The following is a 17,039-nucleotide window of genomic DNA, read 5'->3' as shown; positions in this document are numbered from 1 at the left end:
CCATGACCCGTGTTGCCACCATTCCGCTCCAGCGCACCATGGCCAGCGCCATTTCGAGCGCGCAGGAAAAGCTCGCGATCACGCAGAAGCAGCTGTCCACCGGCAAGAAGGCGACCGACTTCGCCTCGCTCGGCACCGAGGCGGTGCGCAATCTCTCCGCGCACACACTGCTCGAGCAGCAAAAGGCGCAGTCGAACGTCGCCAAGCGCGTCGGCACCACCATGTCGCTGTATCAGGGGCATATCGAAGGTGTGCAGACCAGCAACACGGACCTGCGCAAGCAGATCCTGACCGCTATCGGGACCGGCAATTCGGCCGGCCTGCAGCAGGCGATGGAAAGCTCTTTCTCGCAGATGCGGTCCTCGTTGAACGCGACGGAAGGCGGCGTGCCCTTGTTCGGCGGATCGCAGACCGACGGCGCCCCCTTCTCGGTCACGACGCTTGCCGATGCGGCGACGGTGCCGGCGTCCCAGGCCTTCCATGACGACAATGTCCTCGCCACCGCGCGCGTTGCCGATGGACTGGACGTGCAATATGGCGTCAACGCCAGCTCGTTCGGATCCGGCCTGTATGAAGCCTATCAGGCGATGGCGCAGATCGGCCCGATCGGCGACAAACTTACCGACGCGCAGGTCACCGCGCTGCAGGGCGTCGTTACCAAGCTGGACTCGGGCCTCAAGCAGCTCAGCGCCGTCAACGCCGACAACGGCCGCAAGCAGAGCCAGATCGAGGATCTGACCGCACGGGGCGAAGATCGTTCGCTGCTGCTGCAGCAGGTGATCGAGGACAATGAGGACGCCGATCTCGGCCAGGTCGCGATCGACCTGTCGCAGCAGAAGACCGTGCTCGAGGCGAGCTACTCGGTGTTCTCGCAGCTCTCCAGCCTGAGCCTCGTCAAATATCTCTGAGCGCGATCGCGCGCTCGAACACCGCAGTCAGCATCGGCTCGGTCAGCCGGCCGATGCTCTGATTGTATCGCGACACGTGATAGCTATCGAGCACCGTCTGCCCTTTCGGCAGGCGGTGCTCCGCACCGTGTGCGAAACGCGCCTTGGGCAGCTTGCCGCCCAGCGCCTTCACCGCCGACTGGTGCGCGATCTCGCCCAGCGCCACGACGATCCGCGCGCGCAACTGCCCGGCGAGGAACGGGCGGCACGCGTGGATCTCGGCCGGGGTAGGGCGGTTCTCCGGCGGCAGGCAGCGCACCGCGTTGAGGATCTGCACCCCCTTGGGTTCACCCGCTTCCGCCAGCCCGAGCTTCTCCAGCACCGCGAAAAGCAGTACGCCCGAATCGTCGCCAGTGAAGGCACGGCCGGTGCGGTTCGCTCCCGTCCGTCCGGGGGCCAGGCCGACGATCCCGATCGGTGCGTCCGGATCGCCGAGCATCGGGACCGGCGCGTTCCACCATTCGGGCTGCTCGGCGCGCAACTGGGTGCGCAGCGTGACGAGGCGCGGACAGAGCGGGCAGTCGCGATCGGGTTCGGGGCTTGGCGTAAGCATGCGGCCGCGATAGGCGCGGGGGCGTGTTTGTTACAAGCTACATCATCGCACTGGGATCGAACCGCCGCGGCCGCCATGGCGGCCCGCGTGCCGAGGTGCGGGCGGCGCTGGCCGCGATCGGCGGCGTCCGCGCGGTGTCGCGCATCCACGAGACGGCGCCGGTGGGCCCTTCGATCCGTCGTTTCGCCAATGCCGTCGCCGAGGTCGAGACCGACGAAGCGCCCGAGGCATTGCTGCGCCGGCTGAAGGGGATCGAGCGCGCCTTCGGCCGGCGCCGCGGGCAGCGCTGGGGCGCGCGGGTAATCGACATCGACATCGTGCTGTGGTCGGGCGGCTGCTGGGCCAGCCGGACGCTGACGATCCCGCATTGGCACTATCGCACGCGCCGCTTCGTGCTGGCACCGCTGGCGGAGGTGGCACCTACATGGCGTGACCCGGTGACAGGGCGCACGACGCTTCCGTTGCTGCACGCGGTTGACCGACGGCGCCCCTGCGCCTAGGTGGCGGGATGTGGGTCCGTAGCTCAGTCGGTAGAGCAAGCGACTTTTAATCGAGAGGTCCCGGGTTCGAATCCCGGCGGACCCACCACCGAAGCCTCGATACCAATTCCTTTGCAGCGCTCGGCATCTCTCGTATTCGGGGGGCGGCGGCCCGTGGTTTGCGTAGACGGCACGGCGCGATGCCACGCAGCGTGCCGACGCATTCTGCCGCACTGCGATATATTTGCCTTGATACCATATATCATCCCCGGTACATCCCCGCGTAACGCTCCCTTCAGAAAGTGGTATTTGATGTCGCGTCGCGTCCTTCTCCTGTCTTCCTCGCTCGTGCTGTTGCCCGTTTCGGCGTTTGCGGATCCTGATCGCGCACCGCCCGCGCCCGCCGAGACCGAGCAGGCCAAGGACCAGACCGCGCAGCAGCCGCCGGCGATCATCGTCACCGCGCCCTATCGGCTGAGCGAAACCGACGTGCTGTCCGGCACGTCGGTCGTCACCGGCGAGGAATTGACCCGCAACCTGCGGCCGACGATCGGCGAGACGCTGGCGCGCCAGCCGGGCGTGTCGGCAAGCTCGTTCGGGCCGAACGCCTCGCGGCCGATCCTGCGCGGCTTCCAGGGTGAGCGGGTGCGTGTGCTGACCGACGGGATCGGCTCGATCGACGTGTCGAATACCTCGGCCGATCACGCGGTGATCATCGATCCGCTGCTCGCCGAGCGCGTCGAGGTGCTGCGCGGCCCCTCGGCGCTGCTGTTCGGCTCGTCGGCGATGGGCGGCGTGGTCAATGTGATCGACAGCCGCATTCCCCGCAGCGTGCCGGAGAAGGGCTATCGGCTGAGCGGCATCGGTACCTATGGCTCGGCCGCGGATGAGCGTTCGGTCGGCGGGGCAGGGGACGTGGCGGTGGGCAGCCATCTCGTGCTGCATGCCGACGGCTCCTATGCCAAGACCAGCGACCTGAAGATCGGCGGCTATGCACTCACCGCCGAAAAGCGCCGTCAGGCGCTGGCGAGTGCGGCGCTGCCCGCCGACCCGAACGACCCCGAGCCGATCGACTTCGCCGCCAATGCCGCGGTGAAGAACCGCCTGCCCAACAGCGCCGCCAAGACCTGGACCGCGGGCGCCGGCGCCGCGATCATCACCGATACCGGCACGCTCGGCATCGCCTATAGCCATTATGACAGCCTCTACGGCGTGCCGATCCGCTTCGCGACCCAGCCCGGGGAGGGCCAGGAAGCACCGCGGCTGAGCGTCGTCCAGAACCGGCTCGATTTGCGCGCCGAGGCGGAGACCGGCGGCGGCTTTCTCCAGAAGGTGCGGCTGCGCGCCGGCTATGCCGCCTATCGCCACTTCGAGCTGGAGCCCGATGGCGGCGTCGGCACTGCCTTCTACAACAAGGGGCTCGAAGGCCGTCTCGAGCTGGTTCAGGCCGATCACGGCGCCTGGAAGGGTGCGAGCGGCGTGCAATATTTCGCGCGCGACTTCGACGTGAAGGGCGACGAGGCCTTCCTGCCCAAGAACAAGACCCAGCAGGTCGGCCTGTTCACGCTCCAGCAGCTCGACATGGGCGCGCTCAAGGCCGAGGCGGGGCTGCGCTACGAGTTCACCGATCTCTCGGCCAATCCGGTGCTGGACGACACGCGCTTCTTCAACGGCAAGCGCAGCTTCCAGGCGCTGTCGGGCTCGGTCGGCGCCTCCTATGGGGTCGCGCGTGACCTGCGGATCGGCCTGAACCTGTCGCACACCGAGCGTGCGCCGTCGGCCGAGGAGCTGTTCGCCAACGGCGCCCATGCCGGCACCGAGGCCTATGAGCTGGGCAGCCCCGATTTCCGGCTGGAGAAGAGCTGGGGGCTCGAAGCGACGCTGCACGCGCACGGCGACGGCTACAGCTTCGACGCCTCGGCCTATTACAACTGGTTCTCCAACTATATCAGCGACAACCATGCGCCGCAGGCGGTCTGCCAGGCAGCGGCGGCACCCAGCGAGCGCACCGTCGACCTGCCCTGCTTCCAGTTCACCCAGCGCGACGCACGCTATTATGGCTTCGAGGCGGAAGGATCGGTGCGACTGGCGCAGCTGGGCGACTATACCGTCAACCTCGATGCGCTGGGCGATTACGTCCACGCAAACATCGTCGACGAGGGCCCCGCGCCGCGTATCCCGGCGCCGCGCGTGCTGGGCGGGATCGAGGCGCAGTCGGAGCGGATCACCGGCCGGGTGGAAGCGGAACACGTGTTCGTGCAGAACCGCATCGCCGCGTTCGAGACGCGCACCGCACCCTATACCATGGTCAACGCCACGCTCAGCCTGAAGCCGTTTCCGACGATGCCAGGCACCACGTTGACCCTGTCCGCCAATAATCTGTTCGACGTCGAGGCCCGCCGCGCGAGCAGCTATCTGAAGGACTATGCGCCGCTCGCAGGCCGCGACCTGCGCGCGACGCTGCGCTTCAGCTTGTAGTCGTCGCGTCCATCAGGTCCCCGATCGCGCCCGTCGGGCTCGCTTCGGGGATCGCCGCCATGGCCGCGCTGATCCGGGCCGGATCGACGGTCGGCGACGGCTGGGTCAGAAGGTCGAACGCCTGCGCGCTGGGCAGTGCCTTGAACGCCGCGCCGTAGCGGGCGCGCAGGGCCTGCAGCTTGGCTTCCTGGTTGAGCATCGCCAGCGCCACCGCCTGGCGGAGCACGATCGCCTGGGCGGGCGGCGTCATCGCGCCGGGGGCGGGCAGGGTGGCTTCGTTCTCGGTGATGAACGAGCCCCAGTTGCGCGTGCGCCAGTGGATCTCGCTGCGCACGCCGCTGCCGCCGGGCACACCCTCCAGCGCGGCCATCGCCGCATCCTCGCGACCCAGCTTGTACAGCGCCACCGCCTCGATCCGCTTGCGATCGAAGCGCATCGCGTCCGAATAGCTCGCCTGCTCGGTGGCGTGGAGCGTGTCGAGCGCCTTCACCGGGTCGCCCGAGAGGATGAACAGCGACGCCACCTTCACCGAGAGCGGGCCCTGCGCCACGTCCTGCCGGCGCTGCATCAGCTGATACTGGAGCAGCTCGGCCGCGCGCGGATAGAGGCCGGCATCCTGCAGCCGCTGGGCCAGGCGCAGTGCGAGCGCGTCGCCTTCGGCACCGGCGGGGCCCAGTTCCTTGTAGTCCCAGTAAAGGCCGGCTGCCTCGGGCAGCGGGGTACCGCTGTCGGGCGCGAGCATCTCGGCCAGCCAGGTCTGGATCTGCTTGAGCATCGGGCCGGCATCGCCGTCAGGACGATAGAAGCGGAACAGCGTGGCGGCGCTGCGCAGCGCGGCGCGGCGATTGTTGGTCTCCAGCGCCAGCTGATATTCGAGGCGGAGCGCGCCGGCCTCGATCTCATCGCCGCGCCAGCCATAGCGGAGCGCTTCGAGGCGATTGACGCCCTCAGCCGGATCGATGCGGTGGAGCTTCAAGTCGCCTTCGATATGCGCGAGCTTGGCTTCTGCCTGGATCTCCGGACCGCCGCTCAGCTCGGCGCGTGACAGGCGGAACAGACCCTCGGCCGCATCGCCGGAGGCGAGCAGCGCCTTGCCGCGCAGCAGATTGGCCTGCGGGTCCTGATCACCGAACAGCTTGAGCCAGGCGATGGCGGGCTGACCCTGGCCGATGGCGATCGCGCCGCGGGCGGCGGCGAGGGTGAAGGGCTTGCGCTCCTGCGGCGTGCGGCCGTTGATCGCGGGGACGGCGCAATTGATCTGGCGGGCGGCCGCCTTGGCATCGCCCGTGCCGGCCAGCGCGCGGACCCGCCAGGCACAAGCCTCGGCATTGCCTTCGAGCTCGGGCAGCGACAGCGCTTCGACCGCGTCGCGGTTATGGCCGATCATCACCAGCGCGGCGCCGGTGGCGAGCTGGAACGGCGCGACGAGCGCGAGATCCTCGTCGTCGGATTCCATCGTTTCCAGCACGCCCAGCGCCTCGGCACCCAGGCCGCGGCGGATCAGCGAGCCGACATAATGCCAGCGGGCGAGCTGGCGGGTTTCCGGCTTGGCGTGGATGATCTCGTCCCAGGCCGCTTCTTCGCTCAGCTCGGGCCAGTCGCGGCTGTCGGTGACGATCGGCATCTGCGCGAGGGTGGCGGCGAAGGGCGGCAGCACCGGGCGGCCGGCGGCAGATGCTGCGGGGACGGGCATCTCGGCCGCGGGTGCCACGGGTGCCGCGGGGGTGGCGCCATGATCGGCCGGGGCATGGGCGGGATCGCTGGGCGGGGCAGCGGCGGTGCTGGCGAGCAGTGCGACGATCAGCAAACGGCGCATCAATGGGCTCCGGCCATGAGATAGGTAACGACGCCGCCGCCGATGATGCAGGCGATGATGAAGATCATGGCGGGCACGATCGGCAGTCCGCCCGCGGCGACGCCAGCCTCGCCGACCTCGCCGTTCTGCGTCTCGCTTGTGTCGACGGCGTTGCCGCGAGCGCCAGCATCGGCGACGACGCGCATCCGGGCAGGGCGTTGATCGTGGCTCATTTGTAATCCGTTAAGTGCTTGTCCCTTATTTATAGGACGTGCGTGGCCGCAGCGGCGGCCGCACCCATACGATTAGCAGGAGAAATTTGGTGCGCGGCAAGCAGACGCTGGCGATGCTCGGACTGGTGGCAATTGCGGTCTCGCCGCTGCCGGCAGGGCGTGCGCTTGCCTCCGGTGGTGGTGGCGAAGGCGAGGGTCTGCATCTGGTGAAGATGGAGCCGATCGCAGTACCGATCGTCGATTCGGACCGAGTCGCCGGCACGCTTAATTTCCAGCTTGTGCTCGAGGTGCACGACGCCGCGACGGCCGAAAAGCTGGCCGAGGCGATGCCCAACCTGCGCATGGCGGCGATCGCCGGGGGCGTGGAATTCGCGCGACTCGATGCCTCGGCGCTGCGCGCGGTGAACGTCGCCGATCTCGACAAGACGCTGACCGGCGCGCTCAAGACCGTTGCACCGGACCTCGGCCGCGTGCTGATCGTCGAAGTGGGCGCCTCGCAGAACTGATCCTTCGGGGCTCAAGCTCCCGTATTTCAAACCCCAAACGACGTCATTCCGGCGAAAGCCGGGATCCATTGGCTTCTACGGTTCGGCTCGAGCCTATGCGTAGTGGCGAATGGATCCCGGCTTTTGCCGGGATGACCGCATTGGAACGAGGGCGCCTCAGCCCGGCTTGCGGGCCGGGCCGGTGGGACCGGCCACGGCCGGACCGGCCTGCGCTGCGGCCGGCGCCATCGGCTTCGTCGCGCTCTTGCGTGCCAGCGCCATGCTGAGCGACGCCGCGCCCTTGGGCGACATCGCCGCCAGGATCGCCGCGGTGGAGGCCGGACGCATGCGCTGCGCCACCTTCATCTGCACTTCCATGTCGAGCTGTTCGAACACCGCCGCGGCCTTGGCCGGCTTCATGGCCTGATAGATGCGCGCGAGCTCGTCGAACTGGGCTTCCGCGGGCGAGGGCGCCCCGGGCGCACCCGGCGTTCCCGCCGTCGCATCCTTCTGCTGCGCCTCGACGCTTTGCGCCAGCCGCTGCTCGGCGGCCTTGGCCGCCTGCTCGCGCAGGTCGAGTGCGCGCTGGCGCTTGGCGGCATCCTGATCGCGCGCGCTCAGGTCGCGCTCGATGGAATTACCGAGCCGGGTCTTGTTGGTGCCGTCCTGATCGCCGGTGGCGATGCTGGCGGCATTGGCCACCGCAGCGATCGCGGAGGCGGCCGCCATCAGCAGCAGCAGGGAGGGACGCGCCATTATGCGGCCTCACGCGTGGCAGGCGTGTCGTCGATCGAAGCTTCTGCTTCCGCTTCCTGGGCGGCGGCCTCTTCGCCGGCGACGCGCAGCGCGTTGGCGAGGCTCACCGCCGAGACGATGCGCTCGCAGGCGCTGTCGGCGATGCCGATCATGTCCGAAAGCTCGTCGCGCAGGTCGCGGGCCTGCTCCACCAGTCGCGCGTGGCGCGCGCAATCGGTGCCCAGCGTTGCCTTCATGTCGGAAAGCACCGAGCGGGCCTGCACCGTTGCGTTGTCCAGCGCCTTCACCACATCGGTAAGGGCGCCTTCTTTCACGGCGCGAAGGCTGCGCATCATGCGCATGCTCTGCACGAGCACGGCCACGCACAGGATGATCGTCAGCACATTGGCGAAAAGCGCGATACTCATGATACTTTCTTCCTCGTGCGGGAAACGTCGTTGACCAGGCGCACGGCGACGCGGCCGCTGCGCTGTCCGATCTGGGCCTGGGCGAGCTTGATGTCGCCACACGCCATGTCGAGCGCGTCGTCGGGACTCTTGTCGAAGGCGATGGTCTGGCCGACCTGCAGCTCTTCCAGGTCGGAAAGCGGCAGCGCCTTTTCGCCGAGCAGCACGTTGACGGTCACGTTGGTCTTGCGGACCTCGGAGGCCATGTGCGCCTCCCAGATGCTGTCGCGGCCGCTCTTTTCGCCCATGAAGCGCTGGAGCAGTTTGTGCCGCACCGGCTCGAGCGTGGCGTAGGGGAAGACCAGGGTGATGCAGCCGCCGCGCCCGTCCATGTCCACCCGGAAGGTGGCGATGGCGCAAATGTTCGAGGTGGCGGCGATCGCGGCGAAGCGGGGGTTGGTCTCGATGCGCTCCAGCTTCATGTTCACCGGCTCGATCGGTTCGAACGCGTCGGCGAAGTCGCGCAGCGCCGTTTCCAGCACGCGCGAGACCAGCGAAGTCTCGATCGGGGTGAAGCCGCGGCCATCGATCACGTTGGGCGTGTTGCTGCCGCGGCCGCCGAGCAGCGCGTCGACCACCGAATAGATCAGGCCGGATTCGACCGTGATCAGGCCGTAGCTTTCCCATTCCGCGATCTTGAACACGCCGACCATCGCCGGCAGCAGCACGCGGTTCATGAACTCGCCGAAACGGGCCGAGGTCACTTCCTCCAGGCTCACGTCGATCGCGTCCGAGGTCATGTTGCGCATCGAGCTGGCGAAGCTGCGGACCACGCGGTCGCACACCACTTCCAGCATCGGCAGCCGTTCGTGGCTGATGACCTTCGATTCCAGAACGGCGCGCAGGCCCTTCTTCTTCAGAACCGGTTCGCTGCCGCCGAACAGCGCGTCGATGTCCGCCTGGCCGAAATTCCCGATATCGTCGCCGAACGGAGCCGCGGGCGGATCTGGGAGGTCGAAATCGTCTAGATCGATCATTGCTGGATCAGGTCCTGAATGAGAACTTCCTTGACCATGCCGGGGCCGAGTACGCGGGTGGCGCGTACCATCAGCTCTTCTTTCAACCGGTACACCGCCGCCGAACCGCCGAGATCCTCGGGGCGCAGTTCGCGCAGGAAGGGCTGATAGGCGTCGAGCACCACCGGCAGCTTGTCCTTGAGCGCCGCGTCGGTCGTCTTGGGGCCGGGCACCAGGATCAGATGCAGCTTGAGGAAGCGCGGCGCGCCGTCCGGCGAGCGCAGGTTGACCGAGACGGTGGGCACGTCGACGAACTTGCCCTTGCCTTCGCCTTCCTTGCCGCCTTCCTTGGCGTCGCCTTCGCCATGCCCTTCGTCCGCGGCGGCGGCTTCCTCGCCATGCGCCTCGGTCTTGGCCGCGCTCTTGCCGCCCATGAAGAAAGCGGCACCGCCGCCGCCCAGCGTCAGCGCGGCCACGGTGGCGGCGCCGATGATGATCAGCTTCTTCTTCTTGTTGGGCGCCGGGGCCTCCTGCGCGCTCTTATCCTCGACGATCTCGGCCGACATAATAACCCTGGACCTTCCGATTTATCGGCCGCGGCGTCCGCACGTCCGATTTCCCTCTATTATAGAACCGTCACCCGGCAATTTCTGCCTAGTGACCATTTTTCGAAGGACGGTCCGGTGGACATCTCCTCTTACGTGCTCCTCAGCCAGGAGCAGGCGCTGCGGCGCCGGATGGATGTGGTGGCGAATAACATCGCCAACATGAATACGGTGGGGTTCAAGCGCGAGCAGCCGGTGTTCCGCGAATATGTGGAACAGACCGACGGCGCGGTAAAGGCCGCCGAGAAAACATCGTTCGTGCTCGATTACGGCGCGGTCCACGATGCCTCGAACGGCGCGTTCCAGCCGACCGGCAACCCGCTCGACGTGATGATCGACGGACCCGGCTATCTGGCGGTGCAGGCCGGCGACGGCACCACTGCCTATACGCGCGCGGGTTATGTGAAGGTGCTGGAGAGCGGCGAGCTCGCCACCTCCGGCGGCCAGGTCATCCTCGGCGAGGGTGGCAAGCCGATCAAGGTTCCGCCCGAAGAGGCCGGCAAGGTCAACGTCAATCCGGACGGCACGGTCATGGGCGAAAACGGCCCGCTCGGCCGCATCGCGGTGACGGTGTTCGACAGCGAGGCGGTGGTCGATCCGCGCGGCAACGACATGTTCACCGCCACCGGCGGCCGCGAACTGCCGGCGGCGCAGACCAAGCTGGTGAGCGGCGGCGTCGAGGGATCGAACGTCAACGCGATCGTCGAGACGACCGACATGATGCAGATCCTGCGCGCCTACCAGACCAGCCAGAGCCTCTCCAACTCGATGTCGGACCTGCGCAAGAGCGCGATCGACAAGCTCGGCCGCGTCAGCTGAATTTCACGAAGGGATAATCTCCATGCGTACGCTTTCCATCGCCGCGACCGGCATGCTGGCCCAGCAGACCAACGTCGACGTGATTTCGAACAACATCGCCAACATGAACACCACCGCGTTCAAGAAGCAGCGCGCCGAGTTCCAGGACCTGCTCTACCAGCAGGTATCGCGCCCCGGCTCGTCGACCGGCGGCGACACCAAGGTGCCGGCCGGCATCCAGATCGGTTCCGGCGTGAAGACCGGCGGCGTCTATCGCATCAACCAGCAGGGTTCGCTGCAGCAGACCGACAATCCCTACGACATGGCGGTGCAGGGCAAGGGCTATTTCCAGGTGACGATGCCCGACGGCACCACCGCCTATACCCGCGACGGCTCGTTCCAGATCTCCGATCAGGGCGAACTGGTGACGCAGGACGGCTATCCGGTGCAGCCCGGCGTCACCATCCCGCAGGGTGCGCTCGACGTCAGCATCTCGAAGACCGGCCTGGTAGAGGTGACCGTTGCCGGCAACACCCAGCCGCAGCAGCTCGGCCAGCTCCAGCTCGCCACCTTCATGAACGAGAACGGCCTCGAAGCGAAGGGCGGCAACCTCTTCCTCGAAACCGCCGCTTCGGGCCAGCCGACGGTCGGCTCGCCGGGCGATACCGGCATCGGCACCCTGACCCAGGGCTTCATCGAAGGCTCGAACGTCAACCCGGTCTCCGAAATCACCTCGCTGATCACCGCGCAGCGCGCCTATGAAATGAACAGCCGCGTGCTCAAGACGGCCGACGAAATGCTGGCGACGACCAGCCAGCTGCGCTGATGTCCGCGCTGCTGGGCCTGTTGCTGCGCGTGGCGGTGCCTGCCGAGGACGTGCCGGTGGCGGTGGTCCAGCAGCCGGTCGCGCGTGGCGAACGGATCGAGATGGGCGACCTCTCGATCGAAACCCGCCCCGAGGCGAGCGCGCGCGGCGCGCTCCGCCCGGAAGACGCCGTGGGGATGGACGCATCGCGCGCCCTCACCCCCGGCACGCTGCTCCGCCGCGGCGACGTGATGAAGCCGCAGCTGGTGAAGCGCGGCGAGCCGGTGACGGCCAGGATCGTCTCCGGCGCAATGGTCATCACCGCTGCCGGCCGTGCGCTGGGCAGCGGTGCACAGGGCGATCCGGTGCGGATCGTCGTCACTGCCACCAACCGTACGCTCGACGGCGTCGTCGACGGATCGGGAACGGTGCGGATCTCCACTCCCTGAGGGATAGGTACATGCGTAAGATCATTCTCGCGCTGGCGCTCACCGCCACGCTCTCGGGCTGCGGTGCGGTCGGCAGGCTGAAGGCAGTGGGCAAGGCGCCCAAGCTCTCCACGATGGACCCGGTCGATGCCCCCGATGTCGAGCCTTCGCTCGCGTCGCCGCTCGATCGCTCGAACCGGGTGCGCCCGGAGCAGCCGGCCAATGCACCCAGCGCGTCGCTGTTCCGCACCGGCGCCGGCGCCTTCTTCCGCGACCAGCGCGCGGGGCGGGTGGGTGACATCCTGACGATCAAGATCGCGATCGCCGACAAGGCCGATATCGGCAACAATACCTCGCGCACCCGCGGCGGATCGGAATCGGCCGGCGTTGCCAGCCTGCTGGGCTTGCAGACCCCGATCAGGAAGCTGACCAACAGCGATCCGTCCAAACTGGTGGATACCAGCTCGGGCTCGAAATACTCCGGCGGCGGCACCACGGTCCGATCGGAGACGATCAACATGACGATGGCCGCCATCGTCACCCAGGTGCTGCCCAACGGCAACCTGATGATCCGCGGTCGCCAGGAAGTGCGCGTGAACTTCGAGATGCGCGAGCTGATCGTCACCGGCATCATCCGGCCCGAAGACATCGCCCGCGACAATTCGATCCAGCACAGCCAGATCGCCGAGGCGCGCGTCATCTATGGCGGCAAGGGGCAGCTGACCGATGCGCAGCAGGCGCGCTGGGGCCAGCAGATCTACGATGCGCTGTTCCCCTTCTGACGCTCGATTCCAGGCTAACGTACAAGAAAGGGCTCGCCGGAAATCCCGGCGGGCCCTTTTCGCATTTACCGGATGTTTATCTTAATCTTCCGGTAACCATCAAAATTTTCAGGGGAATTTTGGTCGGTTCGATTTTCTTCCCACAATGGACGTGCAGGGCATTCACGCCCAGTCGCGGGTCGGCGGTTCCGACCCGGGTCGCAGAAGCGGCTCTTTTTCCAAGAAGGAAATCATCATGGCTTTTTCGGTTAACACGAACGTCGGCGCAATGGCGGCTCTCCAGAGCCTGACTGCGACCCAGAAGGACCTGGCCACCACGCAGAGCCGCATCAACACCGGCCTGTCCGTGTCCTCGACCAAGGATGACTCGGCTTCCTACACGATCGCTGGTGGCCTGCGTGGCGACCTCGGCGGCCTGAAGGCGGTTTCGTCGTCGCTCAGCCGCGCGAAGAGCGTGACTGACGTCGCCGTTGCCGGCGCCGAGCAGATCAACGACATCGTCAACCAGATGCAGGCGAAGGCCAAGCAGGCTGCCGACAATGGTATCGACACCGCGACCCGCGACGCCCTGAACAAGGACTTCACCGCGCTTCGTGACCAGATCACCACGATCGTCAACGGCTCGGACTTCAACGGCACGAACCTGCTGAAGGCTTCGGGTGGTCAGGTGACCGCGCTGCAGTCGCTGCAGGACTCGGACACGTCGACCACCAACTGGAACCCGGACTCGCTCACCGTGGCGAACCAGGGTCTGGACCTCGGCGGCTCGACGATCACCGTCGCTTCGACCGGCCAGATCAACACCCAGGCCGCTGCGCAGACGATGGTCGACACGCTGAAGACCACTTCGGCCAACCTGAAGACCACGCTCAGCACGCTCGGCGCCGCTTCGCGCAAGATCGATGCTCAGCAGACCTTCACCAGCAAGCTCTCGGACGTGATCGAGGGCGGCATCGGCAACCTCGTCGACGCCGATCTGGCGAAGGAATCGGCTCGACTGCAGGCTCTGCAGGTCAAGCAGCAGCTCGGTGTTCAGGCTCTGTCGATCGCCAACCAGGCGCCGCAGACGATCACTTCGCTGTTCCGCTAATAGCCCAAGGCCCCAACCCTGGGGGGCCGAAGGCTTGCGGAGGGCCGGGATGGTACGCCATCCCGGCCCTCTTTTTTTGCCCGCGTTCATCGCGGGTAATATGGTTTCCGCTTCTATAATGATGGGAAACTGGGAGATCGGCGTTGTTTCCGAGGATTCGCGAAATCACCGATGCCTTTGGCGGGCGCCTGCGCGTCAGCGTCGAAGAGCATCCCTCGGGCGCGCTGATCGTTGTCGAACGGCCCGATCTGGGCGGACGGCCGCGAATCCTGCTCGATGGCTATGGCGTGGACGTGCTCGCCGGCTACATCATGTCCGCACGGCTCTCCGTACCGCAGGGCCTTCCCGACGAGCATGTCGACGGCATGTTCGCCACGCGATTCCGGCTCGAACTCGATCCCAGCGCTGCGCTGGTGCTCAGCCAGGAAGGCGCCGCTAGCCTTGAGATCGCTGCGCCCTTCTGGGACCGTCTCTATGCCGAGCTGTGCATCGTCGCTGCGCATGCGCGCGAGCTGACCCGCCGCGCCGAGGCGCGCATCCACTGATCCCCATGGCCGGTCGTGCGTCCGCTGCGGCGGGACGACGGGTCATTCCCACCGGGCCTCGCGCTCCCCGCCAAGGCGGGGACTCATTGGCGCTGCAATCGTGGATCGCTCTCTAAGCTTCCAGGCGCAGGGATCCCTGCTACGCGGGAACGACGTCGGCGTTTCGCGGCGCTGCTGACCTTCCACCTTCCATGCGGCAGCCCGGCCGTCCGCGCGTCCGCGCAGCGTCGTCTCTGACCAAGCCGCCGGCAGGTGCTGCAATCTGCCTATGCCTGGGCATGCCGCCTGGCGCTCGTCTACGCGGTTGCGGGGGAGCAGCGGCGATGTAGGAGAAACGTGCGTGACGCGGCCGAGCCATGCTCGGGGCGATGCCGGCGATGGCCGACGCGGATGCCGCGGGAGGGGGCGCGATGCCCTCAAAATGCGAGCGGCAGGCCAGTTGGGGGGAACTGGCCTGCCGCTATGCCGAGCGGGGGGCTCGGCAAATATGGAAGCGCGGGGATCGTGAGGGGATCGGAACGTCCTCGCTGCTTCTGATTTCGTTATATCGCAGAATCGGATGGGAGAGAAACGAATCCTGGGCTAACTTGCTACAGGATTTGTACTTAAGCTTGTGTCCCTAGGCGATACTACGGAGCGCAAAGGTTACTTTGCGATCTTCAAGATCATGCTGGTGGGGTATTGGGCCCCATTGATGGATACCACCGGCGATCCATTGAGCATCTGGACGTCCTCCACCTTGCCCAGGGCCGTGGCGGTGGTGCTGATCTTCGCGCCGGCGGTGGTCGTGCCGGAAAGCGTCAGCTGATACAGGCCATCGGTGTACTTGGTGCCGCTCTTGGTGCTGCCGTCCCAGCTGAACTGGCCCGAGCTGCCCTTCACGTCGAGATCGAAGCTCTCGACCGTCTTGCCCTTGGCATCGGTGATCGTGGCGGTCAGCTTGTCGATCGGGTTGGTGGCATCCCACTGCCACTGCGCCGGGGTCGTGGCGCTGAGGCCCGCCTTGTCCGAACTCAGCTGCACCGGCTGACCGATCATCGCCGTGCTCGAGGTCAGCGAGCTCATGTTGAGGCTCGACAGGATCGAGTTCAGCGTCTTGTTCTGGGTGATCGACTGTTCGACCTGCGAATACTGCACAAGCTGCTGGGTGTACTGCGAGCTGTCCATCGGATTGGTCGGATCCTGGTTCTGCAGCTGCGTGGTCAGCAGCTTAAGGAACAGGTTGTAGTCCGCCGTCAGCTTGGTCGACGAATCGTTCGTGGCGGATTGCCCCGCATTGGCAGTGGCGGAAGAGACGAGAGTCATGGCGCTACTCCTGAGCGTTAGGCGATGAGGTCGACCTGGCCGTCGCTGCGGACCGGGCGATAGGCCGCGGTCTGGGCGTCGGGTTCGTCGTGGAACTGCTGGTTGCCGCCGCGCGACTGCTGCTGCGAGGCCTGCTGGCCGTTGCCGCCGCTGCTGGTGCCGCCGTCGCGGCTTTCGAAACGGAAGCTGCTCGCGTCGCTGCGGATGCCCGCCTGATCGAGCGCGCGGCCCAGATCGGGGGCTTCCTGGCGGAGCAGTTCGAGGGTGTGCTGGCTTTCGGCGCGCATCGTTGCCTGGACGCGGCCCTTGTCGTCGAAGGCGAGGGTGACTTCGACGCGACCGAGCTCGGCTGGGTTCATGCGGACGCGCAGCGTGTCCTCGCCGGCATCGACCTTGCGGGCGATCTCGACGCCGAGGCTGCGGCCCAGCTCGCCGGCGCGGGCGTTGAGCACCGGCTCCGCGGCGGGGGCGGCGGGGGCTGCGTTCGATGCGGGGGCGACATGGCTAGAGGCGGTGGGGAAGGGCACCGCGCCGGTGCCGCCATGGTTCATGTCCGCGGCGGCGAGCTGCTGGCCGAAATTCTGCTGGCCATGGTCGCCGGCGCTGCCGCCATCGGTGCTGCCACCCCCATGGGGGCGTGCGGCGACGGCATCGGCGAGATCGGCCATCTTTTCGTTGGTGGTCTGCGCGGGCGCGGTGTCGTTGCCGGTCATGGCGTCCGCCTTGGCGTAGCGCGGGCCGGTCACGCCGCTGGTCTTGCTCTGCGCCGCGGGCTGCTGCGTGGCGGCGGGCTGGGCGGTCGGCTGCTGCTGGGCGATGGGCACGGCGACCGGCTGGACGACCACCGGGGTAGCCGCTTCCGGCGCGGGCAGCGGCGCGCCGGCGGGATCCAGGCCGTTCTTGTCGCCACCGGCGCCGCGCGCGGGCTTGGCGACCTTCACGGTCGTTGCAGGACGCGCGGGCGCGGCGTCTTCGGTCGGCTTAGGTGCGGCTGCTTCCAGCAGTTCGGCGAGCGGGTCTGTCGTCTCCGGCTTGGTGTCGGCGGCGGTCGGCTTCGGCGTGGGCGCGGCGGTGCCGGGCTTCGCGGGTTCGCCGGGAGTCGTGGTGGCTTCCTCGGCGTTGCCGCGCGCATCGGCGAGCGCCTTGGCGATGGCATCGGCGAGCGGGTTGCCGCCGGTCGCGACCGGCGGGGTGACGGCGCCCGGCGCGGCGGTGGCGAGCAGCTGGGTCATGCCCACCTGCGGCTTGTCGCCCGGCAGCGCGTTCGCATCGGGCGTGACCGGCAGCAGCGGTGCGCCGGTTTGCGCGCCGAGCAGTCCGGTGGCGCCGCCGCCCGCAAAGACGAGACCCTGCGCGCCCCACCCGGTCGGCCCGCCGAGCCCGCCCAGCAATCCGGCGAAGCCGGCGCCGGCGGCCGCATTCGCAGCGCCCTCCTGGGGGACGGGGGCTGCGAAGGGGGAGCCGATGTTCGTGACGTTCATGCAGTCGCCTCATGCACGGCCGGAAAGAGGCCGTTCCAAACCATTATAGGACGATCGCCGGAACGATCGTTG

Annotated in this window: 19 protein-coding genes and 1 tRNA gene; 11 read left to right on the top strand and 9 right to left on the bottom strand. The window is 67.3% G+C overall.

Going from position 1 to position 17,039, the window contains the following annotated elements; translation table 11 throughout:
* The first annotated feature begins 2 nt into the window (after positions 1-2).
* Entirely contained in the window at positions 3-908 is a 906-nt protein-coding gene (locus ABIC35_RS01775) for a flagellin (protein ID WP_121078615.1), read from the top strand.
* On the opposite strand, the gene ABIC35_RS01770 is transcribed toward ABIC35_RS01775, so the two are convergent.
* Entirely contained in the window at positions 895-1,500 is a 606-nt protein-coding gene (locus ABIC35_RS01770) for a uracil-DNA glycosylase (protein ID WP_121078613.1), read from the bottom strand. The genes ABIC35_RS01775 and ABIC35_RS01770 overlap by 14 nt on opposite strands.
* Before the next feature lie 23 nt (positions 1,501-1,523).
* Here ABIC35_RS01770 and folK point away from each other — a divergent pair, with 23 nt between their 5' ends.
* From folK to ABIC35_RS01755, 3 genes are all read left to right on the top strand, one after another.
* Positions 1,524-2,000: a 2-amino-4-hydroxy-6-hydroxymethyldihydropteridine diphosphokinase gene (gene folK, locus ABIC35_RS01765; RefSeq protein WP_121078611.1), complete on the top strand. Its 477-nt coding sequence runs from the start codon at positions 1,524-1,526 to the stop codon at positions 1,998-2,000.
* A 12-nt stretch (positions 2,001-2,012) separates the two neighbouring features.
* Positions 2,013-2,088, top strand: a tRNA-Lys gene (locus ABIC35_RS01760).
* Positions 2,089-2,291: 203 nt separating this feature from the next.
* Positions 2,292-4,457 (top strand): TonB-dependent receptor, encoded by a 2,166-nt coding sequence (locus tag ABIC35_RS01755; RefSeq protein WP_121078609.1) that lies wholly within the window; start codon positions 2,292-2,294, stop codon positions 4,455-4,457.
* Here the strand turns inward: ABIC35_RS01755 and ABIC35_RS01750 are convergent.
* Positions 4,447-6,273 carry a hypothetical protein gene (locus tag ABIC35_RS01750; RefSeq protein ID WP_121078607.1) on the bottom strand — a complete coding sequence of 609 codons (1,827 nt, stop codon included), beginning with the start codon at positions 6,271-6,273 and terminating at the stop codon, positions 4,447-4,449. The genes ABIC35_RS01755 and ABIC35_RS01750 overlap by 11 nt on opposite strands.
* Entirely contained in the window at positions 6,273-6,485 is a 213-nt protein-coding gene (locus tag ABIC35_RS01745) for a hypothetical protein (RefSeq protein ID WP_354278183.1), read from the bottom strand. Before ABIC35_RS01745 ends, ABIC35_RS01750 begins: the two co-directional genes overlap by 1 nt.
* 89 nt (positions 6,486-6,574) lie before the next feature.
* Between ABIC35_RS01745 and ABIC35_RS01740 the strand changes: the two genes are divergently transcribed.
* Positions 6,575-6,991: a hypothetical protein gene (locus tag ABIC35_RS01740; RefSeq protein ID WP_121079579.1), complete on the top strand. Its 417-nt coding sequence runs from the start codon at positions 6,575-6,577 to the stop codon at positions 6,989-6,991.
* Positions 6,992-7,147: 156 nt separating this feature from the next.
* Here ABIC35_RS01740 and ABIC35_RS01735 read toward each other — a convergent pair whose 3' ends face one another.
* Genes ABIC35_RS01735 through ABIC35_RS01720 form a run of 4 tightly spaced genes read right to left on the bottom strand, consistent with a single transcriptional unit; the run spans position 7,148 to position 9,694 of the window.
* Positions 7,148-7,726 carry a MotE family protein gene (locus tag ABIC35_RS01735; protein WP_121078603.1) on the bottom strand — a complete coding sequence of 193 codons (579 nt, stop codon included), beginning with the start codon at positions 7,724-7,726 and terminating at the stop codon, positions 7,148-7,150.
* Positions 7,726-8,133 (bottom strand): DUF6468 domain-containing protein, encoded by a 408-nt coding sequence (locus ABIC35_RS01730; RefSeq protein ID WP_121078601.1) that lies wholly within the window; start codon positions 8,131-8,133, stop codon positions 7,726-7,728. The genes ABIC35_RS01735 and ABIC35_RS01730 overlap by 1 nt, the downstream gene beginning before the upstream one ends.
* Complete coding sequence (gene fliM / locus ABIC35_RS01725) at positions 8,130-9,149, bottom strand: flagellar motor switch protein FliM (protein WP_121078599.1); 1,020 nt, start codon at positions 9,147-9,149, stop codon at positions 8,130-8,132. Before fliM ends, ABIC35_RS01730 begins: the two co-directional genes overlap by 4 nt.
* Entirely contained in the window at positions 9,146-9,694 is a 549-nt protein-coding gene (locus ABIC35_RS01720) for a flagellar basal body-associated FliL family protein (protein WP_121078598.1), read from the bottom strand. Before ABIC35_RS01720 ends, fliM begins: the two co-directional genes overlap by 4 nt.
* 117 nt (positions 9,695-9,811) lie before the next feature.
* Between ABIC35_RS01720 and ABIC35_RS01715 the strand changes: the two genes are divergently transcribed.
* From ABIC35_RS01715 to ABIC35_RS01690, 6 genes are all read left to right on the top strand, one after another.
* Positions 9,812-10,552, top strand: a complete 741-nt coding sequence (locus ABIC35_RS01715) for a flagellar hook-basal body complex protein (protein WP_121078596.1) — start codon at positions 9,812-9,814, stop codon at positions 10,550-10,552.
* Between the two features lie 22 nt (positions 10,553-10,574).
* Positions 10,575-11,357 carry a flagellar basal-body rod protein FlgG gene (gene flgG, locus ABIC35_RS01710; RefSeq protein ID WP_121078594.1) on the top strand — a complete coding sequence of 261 codons (783 nt, stop codon included), beginning with the start codon at positions 10,575-10,577 and terminating at the stop codon, positions 11,355-11,357.
* A complete protein-coding gene (gene flgA, locus ABIC35_RS01705; RefSeq protein ID WP_121078592.1) occupies positions 11,357-11,785 on the top strand; it encodes a flagellar basal body P-ring formation chaperone FlgA in 429 nt (142 codons plus the stop codon). Before flgG ends, flgA begins: the two co-directional genes overlap by 1 nt.
* 11 nt (positions 11,786-11,796) lie before the next feature.
* The gene (gene flgH, locus ABIC35_RS01700; protein ID WP_121078590.1) at positions 11,797-12,546 is read left to right on the top strand and encodes a flagellar basal body L-ring protein FlgH; all 750 of its coding nucleotides are present in this window, start codon (positions 11,797-11,799) and stop codon (positions 12,544-12,546) included.
* Positions 12,547-12,781: 235 nt separating this feature from the next.
* A complete protein-coding gene (locus tag ABIC35_RS01695) occupies positions 12,782-13,636 on the top strand; it encodes a flagellin (protein ID WP_121079577.1) in 855 nt (284 codons plus the stop codon).
* 143 nt (positions 13,637-13,779) lie between these two features.
* Positions 13,780-14,181, top strand: coding sequence for a hypothetical protein (locus tag ABIC35_RS01690; protein ID WP_121078589.1), 402 nt, complete (start codon positions 13,780-13,782; stop codon positions 14,179-14,181).
* A gap of 645 nt (positions 14,182-14,826) precedes the next feature.
* On the opposite strand, the gene ABIC35_RS01685 is transcribed toward ABIC35_RS01690, so the two are convergent.
* Together ABIC35_RS01685 and ABIC35_RS01680 are read right to left on the bottom strand one after the other, a co-directional pair.
* On the bottom strand, positions 14,827-15,486 hold the full coding sequence (locus ABIC35_RS01685; RefSeq protein ID WP_121078587.1) for a flagellar hook assembly protein FlgD: 660 nt from the start codon (positions 15,484-15,486) through the stop codon (positions 14,827-14,829).
* A 17-nt stretch (positions 15,487-15,503) separates the two neighbouring features.
* Complete coding sequence (locus ABIC35_RS01680; RefSeq protein ID WP_121078585.1) at positions 15,504-16,967, bottom strand: flagellar hook-length control protein FliK; 1,464 nt, start codon at positions 16,965-16,967, stop codon at positions 15,504-15,506.
* Positions 16,968-17,039 lie beyond the last annotated feature (72 nt).

The sequence above is a fragment of the Sphingomonas trueperi genome, from assembly GCF_040545965.1.
Taxonomy (GTDB): Bacteria; Pseudomonadota; Alphaproteobacteria; order Sphingomonadales; family Sphingomonadaceae; genus Sphingomonas; species Sphingomonas trueperi_C.
This window is presented reverse-complemented; position numbering and strand designations above follow the sequence as displayed.

Bases quoted from the DNA above. Each gene is read 5' to 3' on its own strand.
- ABIC35_RS01775 (WP_121078615.1), top strand. From the start codon at position 3: ATGACCCGTGTTGCCACCATTCCGCTCCAGCGCACCATGGCCAGCGCC.
- ABIC35_RS01770 (WP_121078613.1), bottom strand. From the start codon at position 1,500: ATGCTTACGCCAAGCCCCGAACCCGATCGCGACTGCCCGCTCTGTCCG.
- ABIC35_RS01755 (WP_121078609.1), top strand. From the start codon at position 2,292: ATGTCGCGTCGCGTCCTTCTCCTGTCTTCCTCGCTCGTGCTGTTGCCC.
- ABIC35_RS01750 (WP_121078607.1), bottom strand. From the start codon at position 6,273: ATGCGCCGTTTGCTGATCGTCGCACTGCTCGCCAGCACCGCCGCTGCC.
- ABIC35_RS01745 (WP_354278183.1), bottom strand. From the start codon at position 6,485: ATGAGCCACGATCAACGCCCTGCCCGGATGCGCGTCGTCGCCGATGCT.
- ABIC35_RS01735 (WP_121078603.1), bottom strand. From the start codon at position 7,726: ATGGCGCGTCCCTCCCTGCTGCTGCTGATGGCGGCCGCCTCCGCGATC.
- ABIC35_RS01730 (WP_121078601.1), bottom strand. From the start codon at position 8,133: ATGAGTATCGCGCTTTTCGCCAATGTGCTGACGATCATCCTGTGCGTG.
- fliM (WP_121078599.1), bottom strand. From the start codon at position 9,149: ATGATCGATCTAGACGATTTCGACCTCCCAGATCCGCCCGCGGCTCCG.
- ABIC35_RS01720 (WP_121078598.1), bottom strand. From the start codon at position 9,694: ATGTCGGCCGAGATCGTCGAGGATAAGAGCGCGCAGGAGGCCCCGGCG.
- flgG (WP_121078594.1), top strand. From the start codon at position 10,575: ATGCGTACGCTTTCCATCGCCGCGACCGGCATGCTGGCCCAGCAGACC.
- flgA (WP_121078592.1), top strand. From the start codon at position 11,357: ATGTCCGCGCTGCTGGGCCTGTTGCTGCGCGTGGCGGTGCCTGCCGAG.
- flgH (WP_121078590.1), top strand. From the start codon at position 11,797: ATGCGTAAGATCATTCTCGCGCTGGCGCTCACCGCCACGCTCTCGGGC.
- ABIC35_RS01695 (WP_121079577.1), top strand. From the start codon at position 12,782: ATGGCTTTTTCGGTTAACACGAACGTCGGCGCAATGGCGGCTCTCCAG.
- ABIC35_RS01685 (WP_121078587.1), bottom strand. From the start codon at position 15,486: ATGACTCTCGTCTCTTCCGCCACTGCCAATGCGGGGCAATCCGCCACG.
- ABIC35_RS01680 (WP_121078585.1), bottom strand. From the start codon at position 16,967: ATGAACGTCACGAACATCGGCTCCCCCTTCGCAGCCCCCGTCCCCCAG.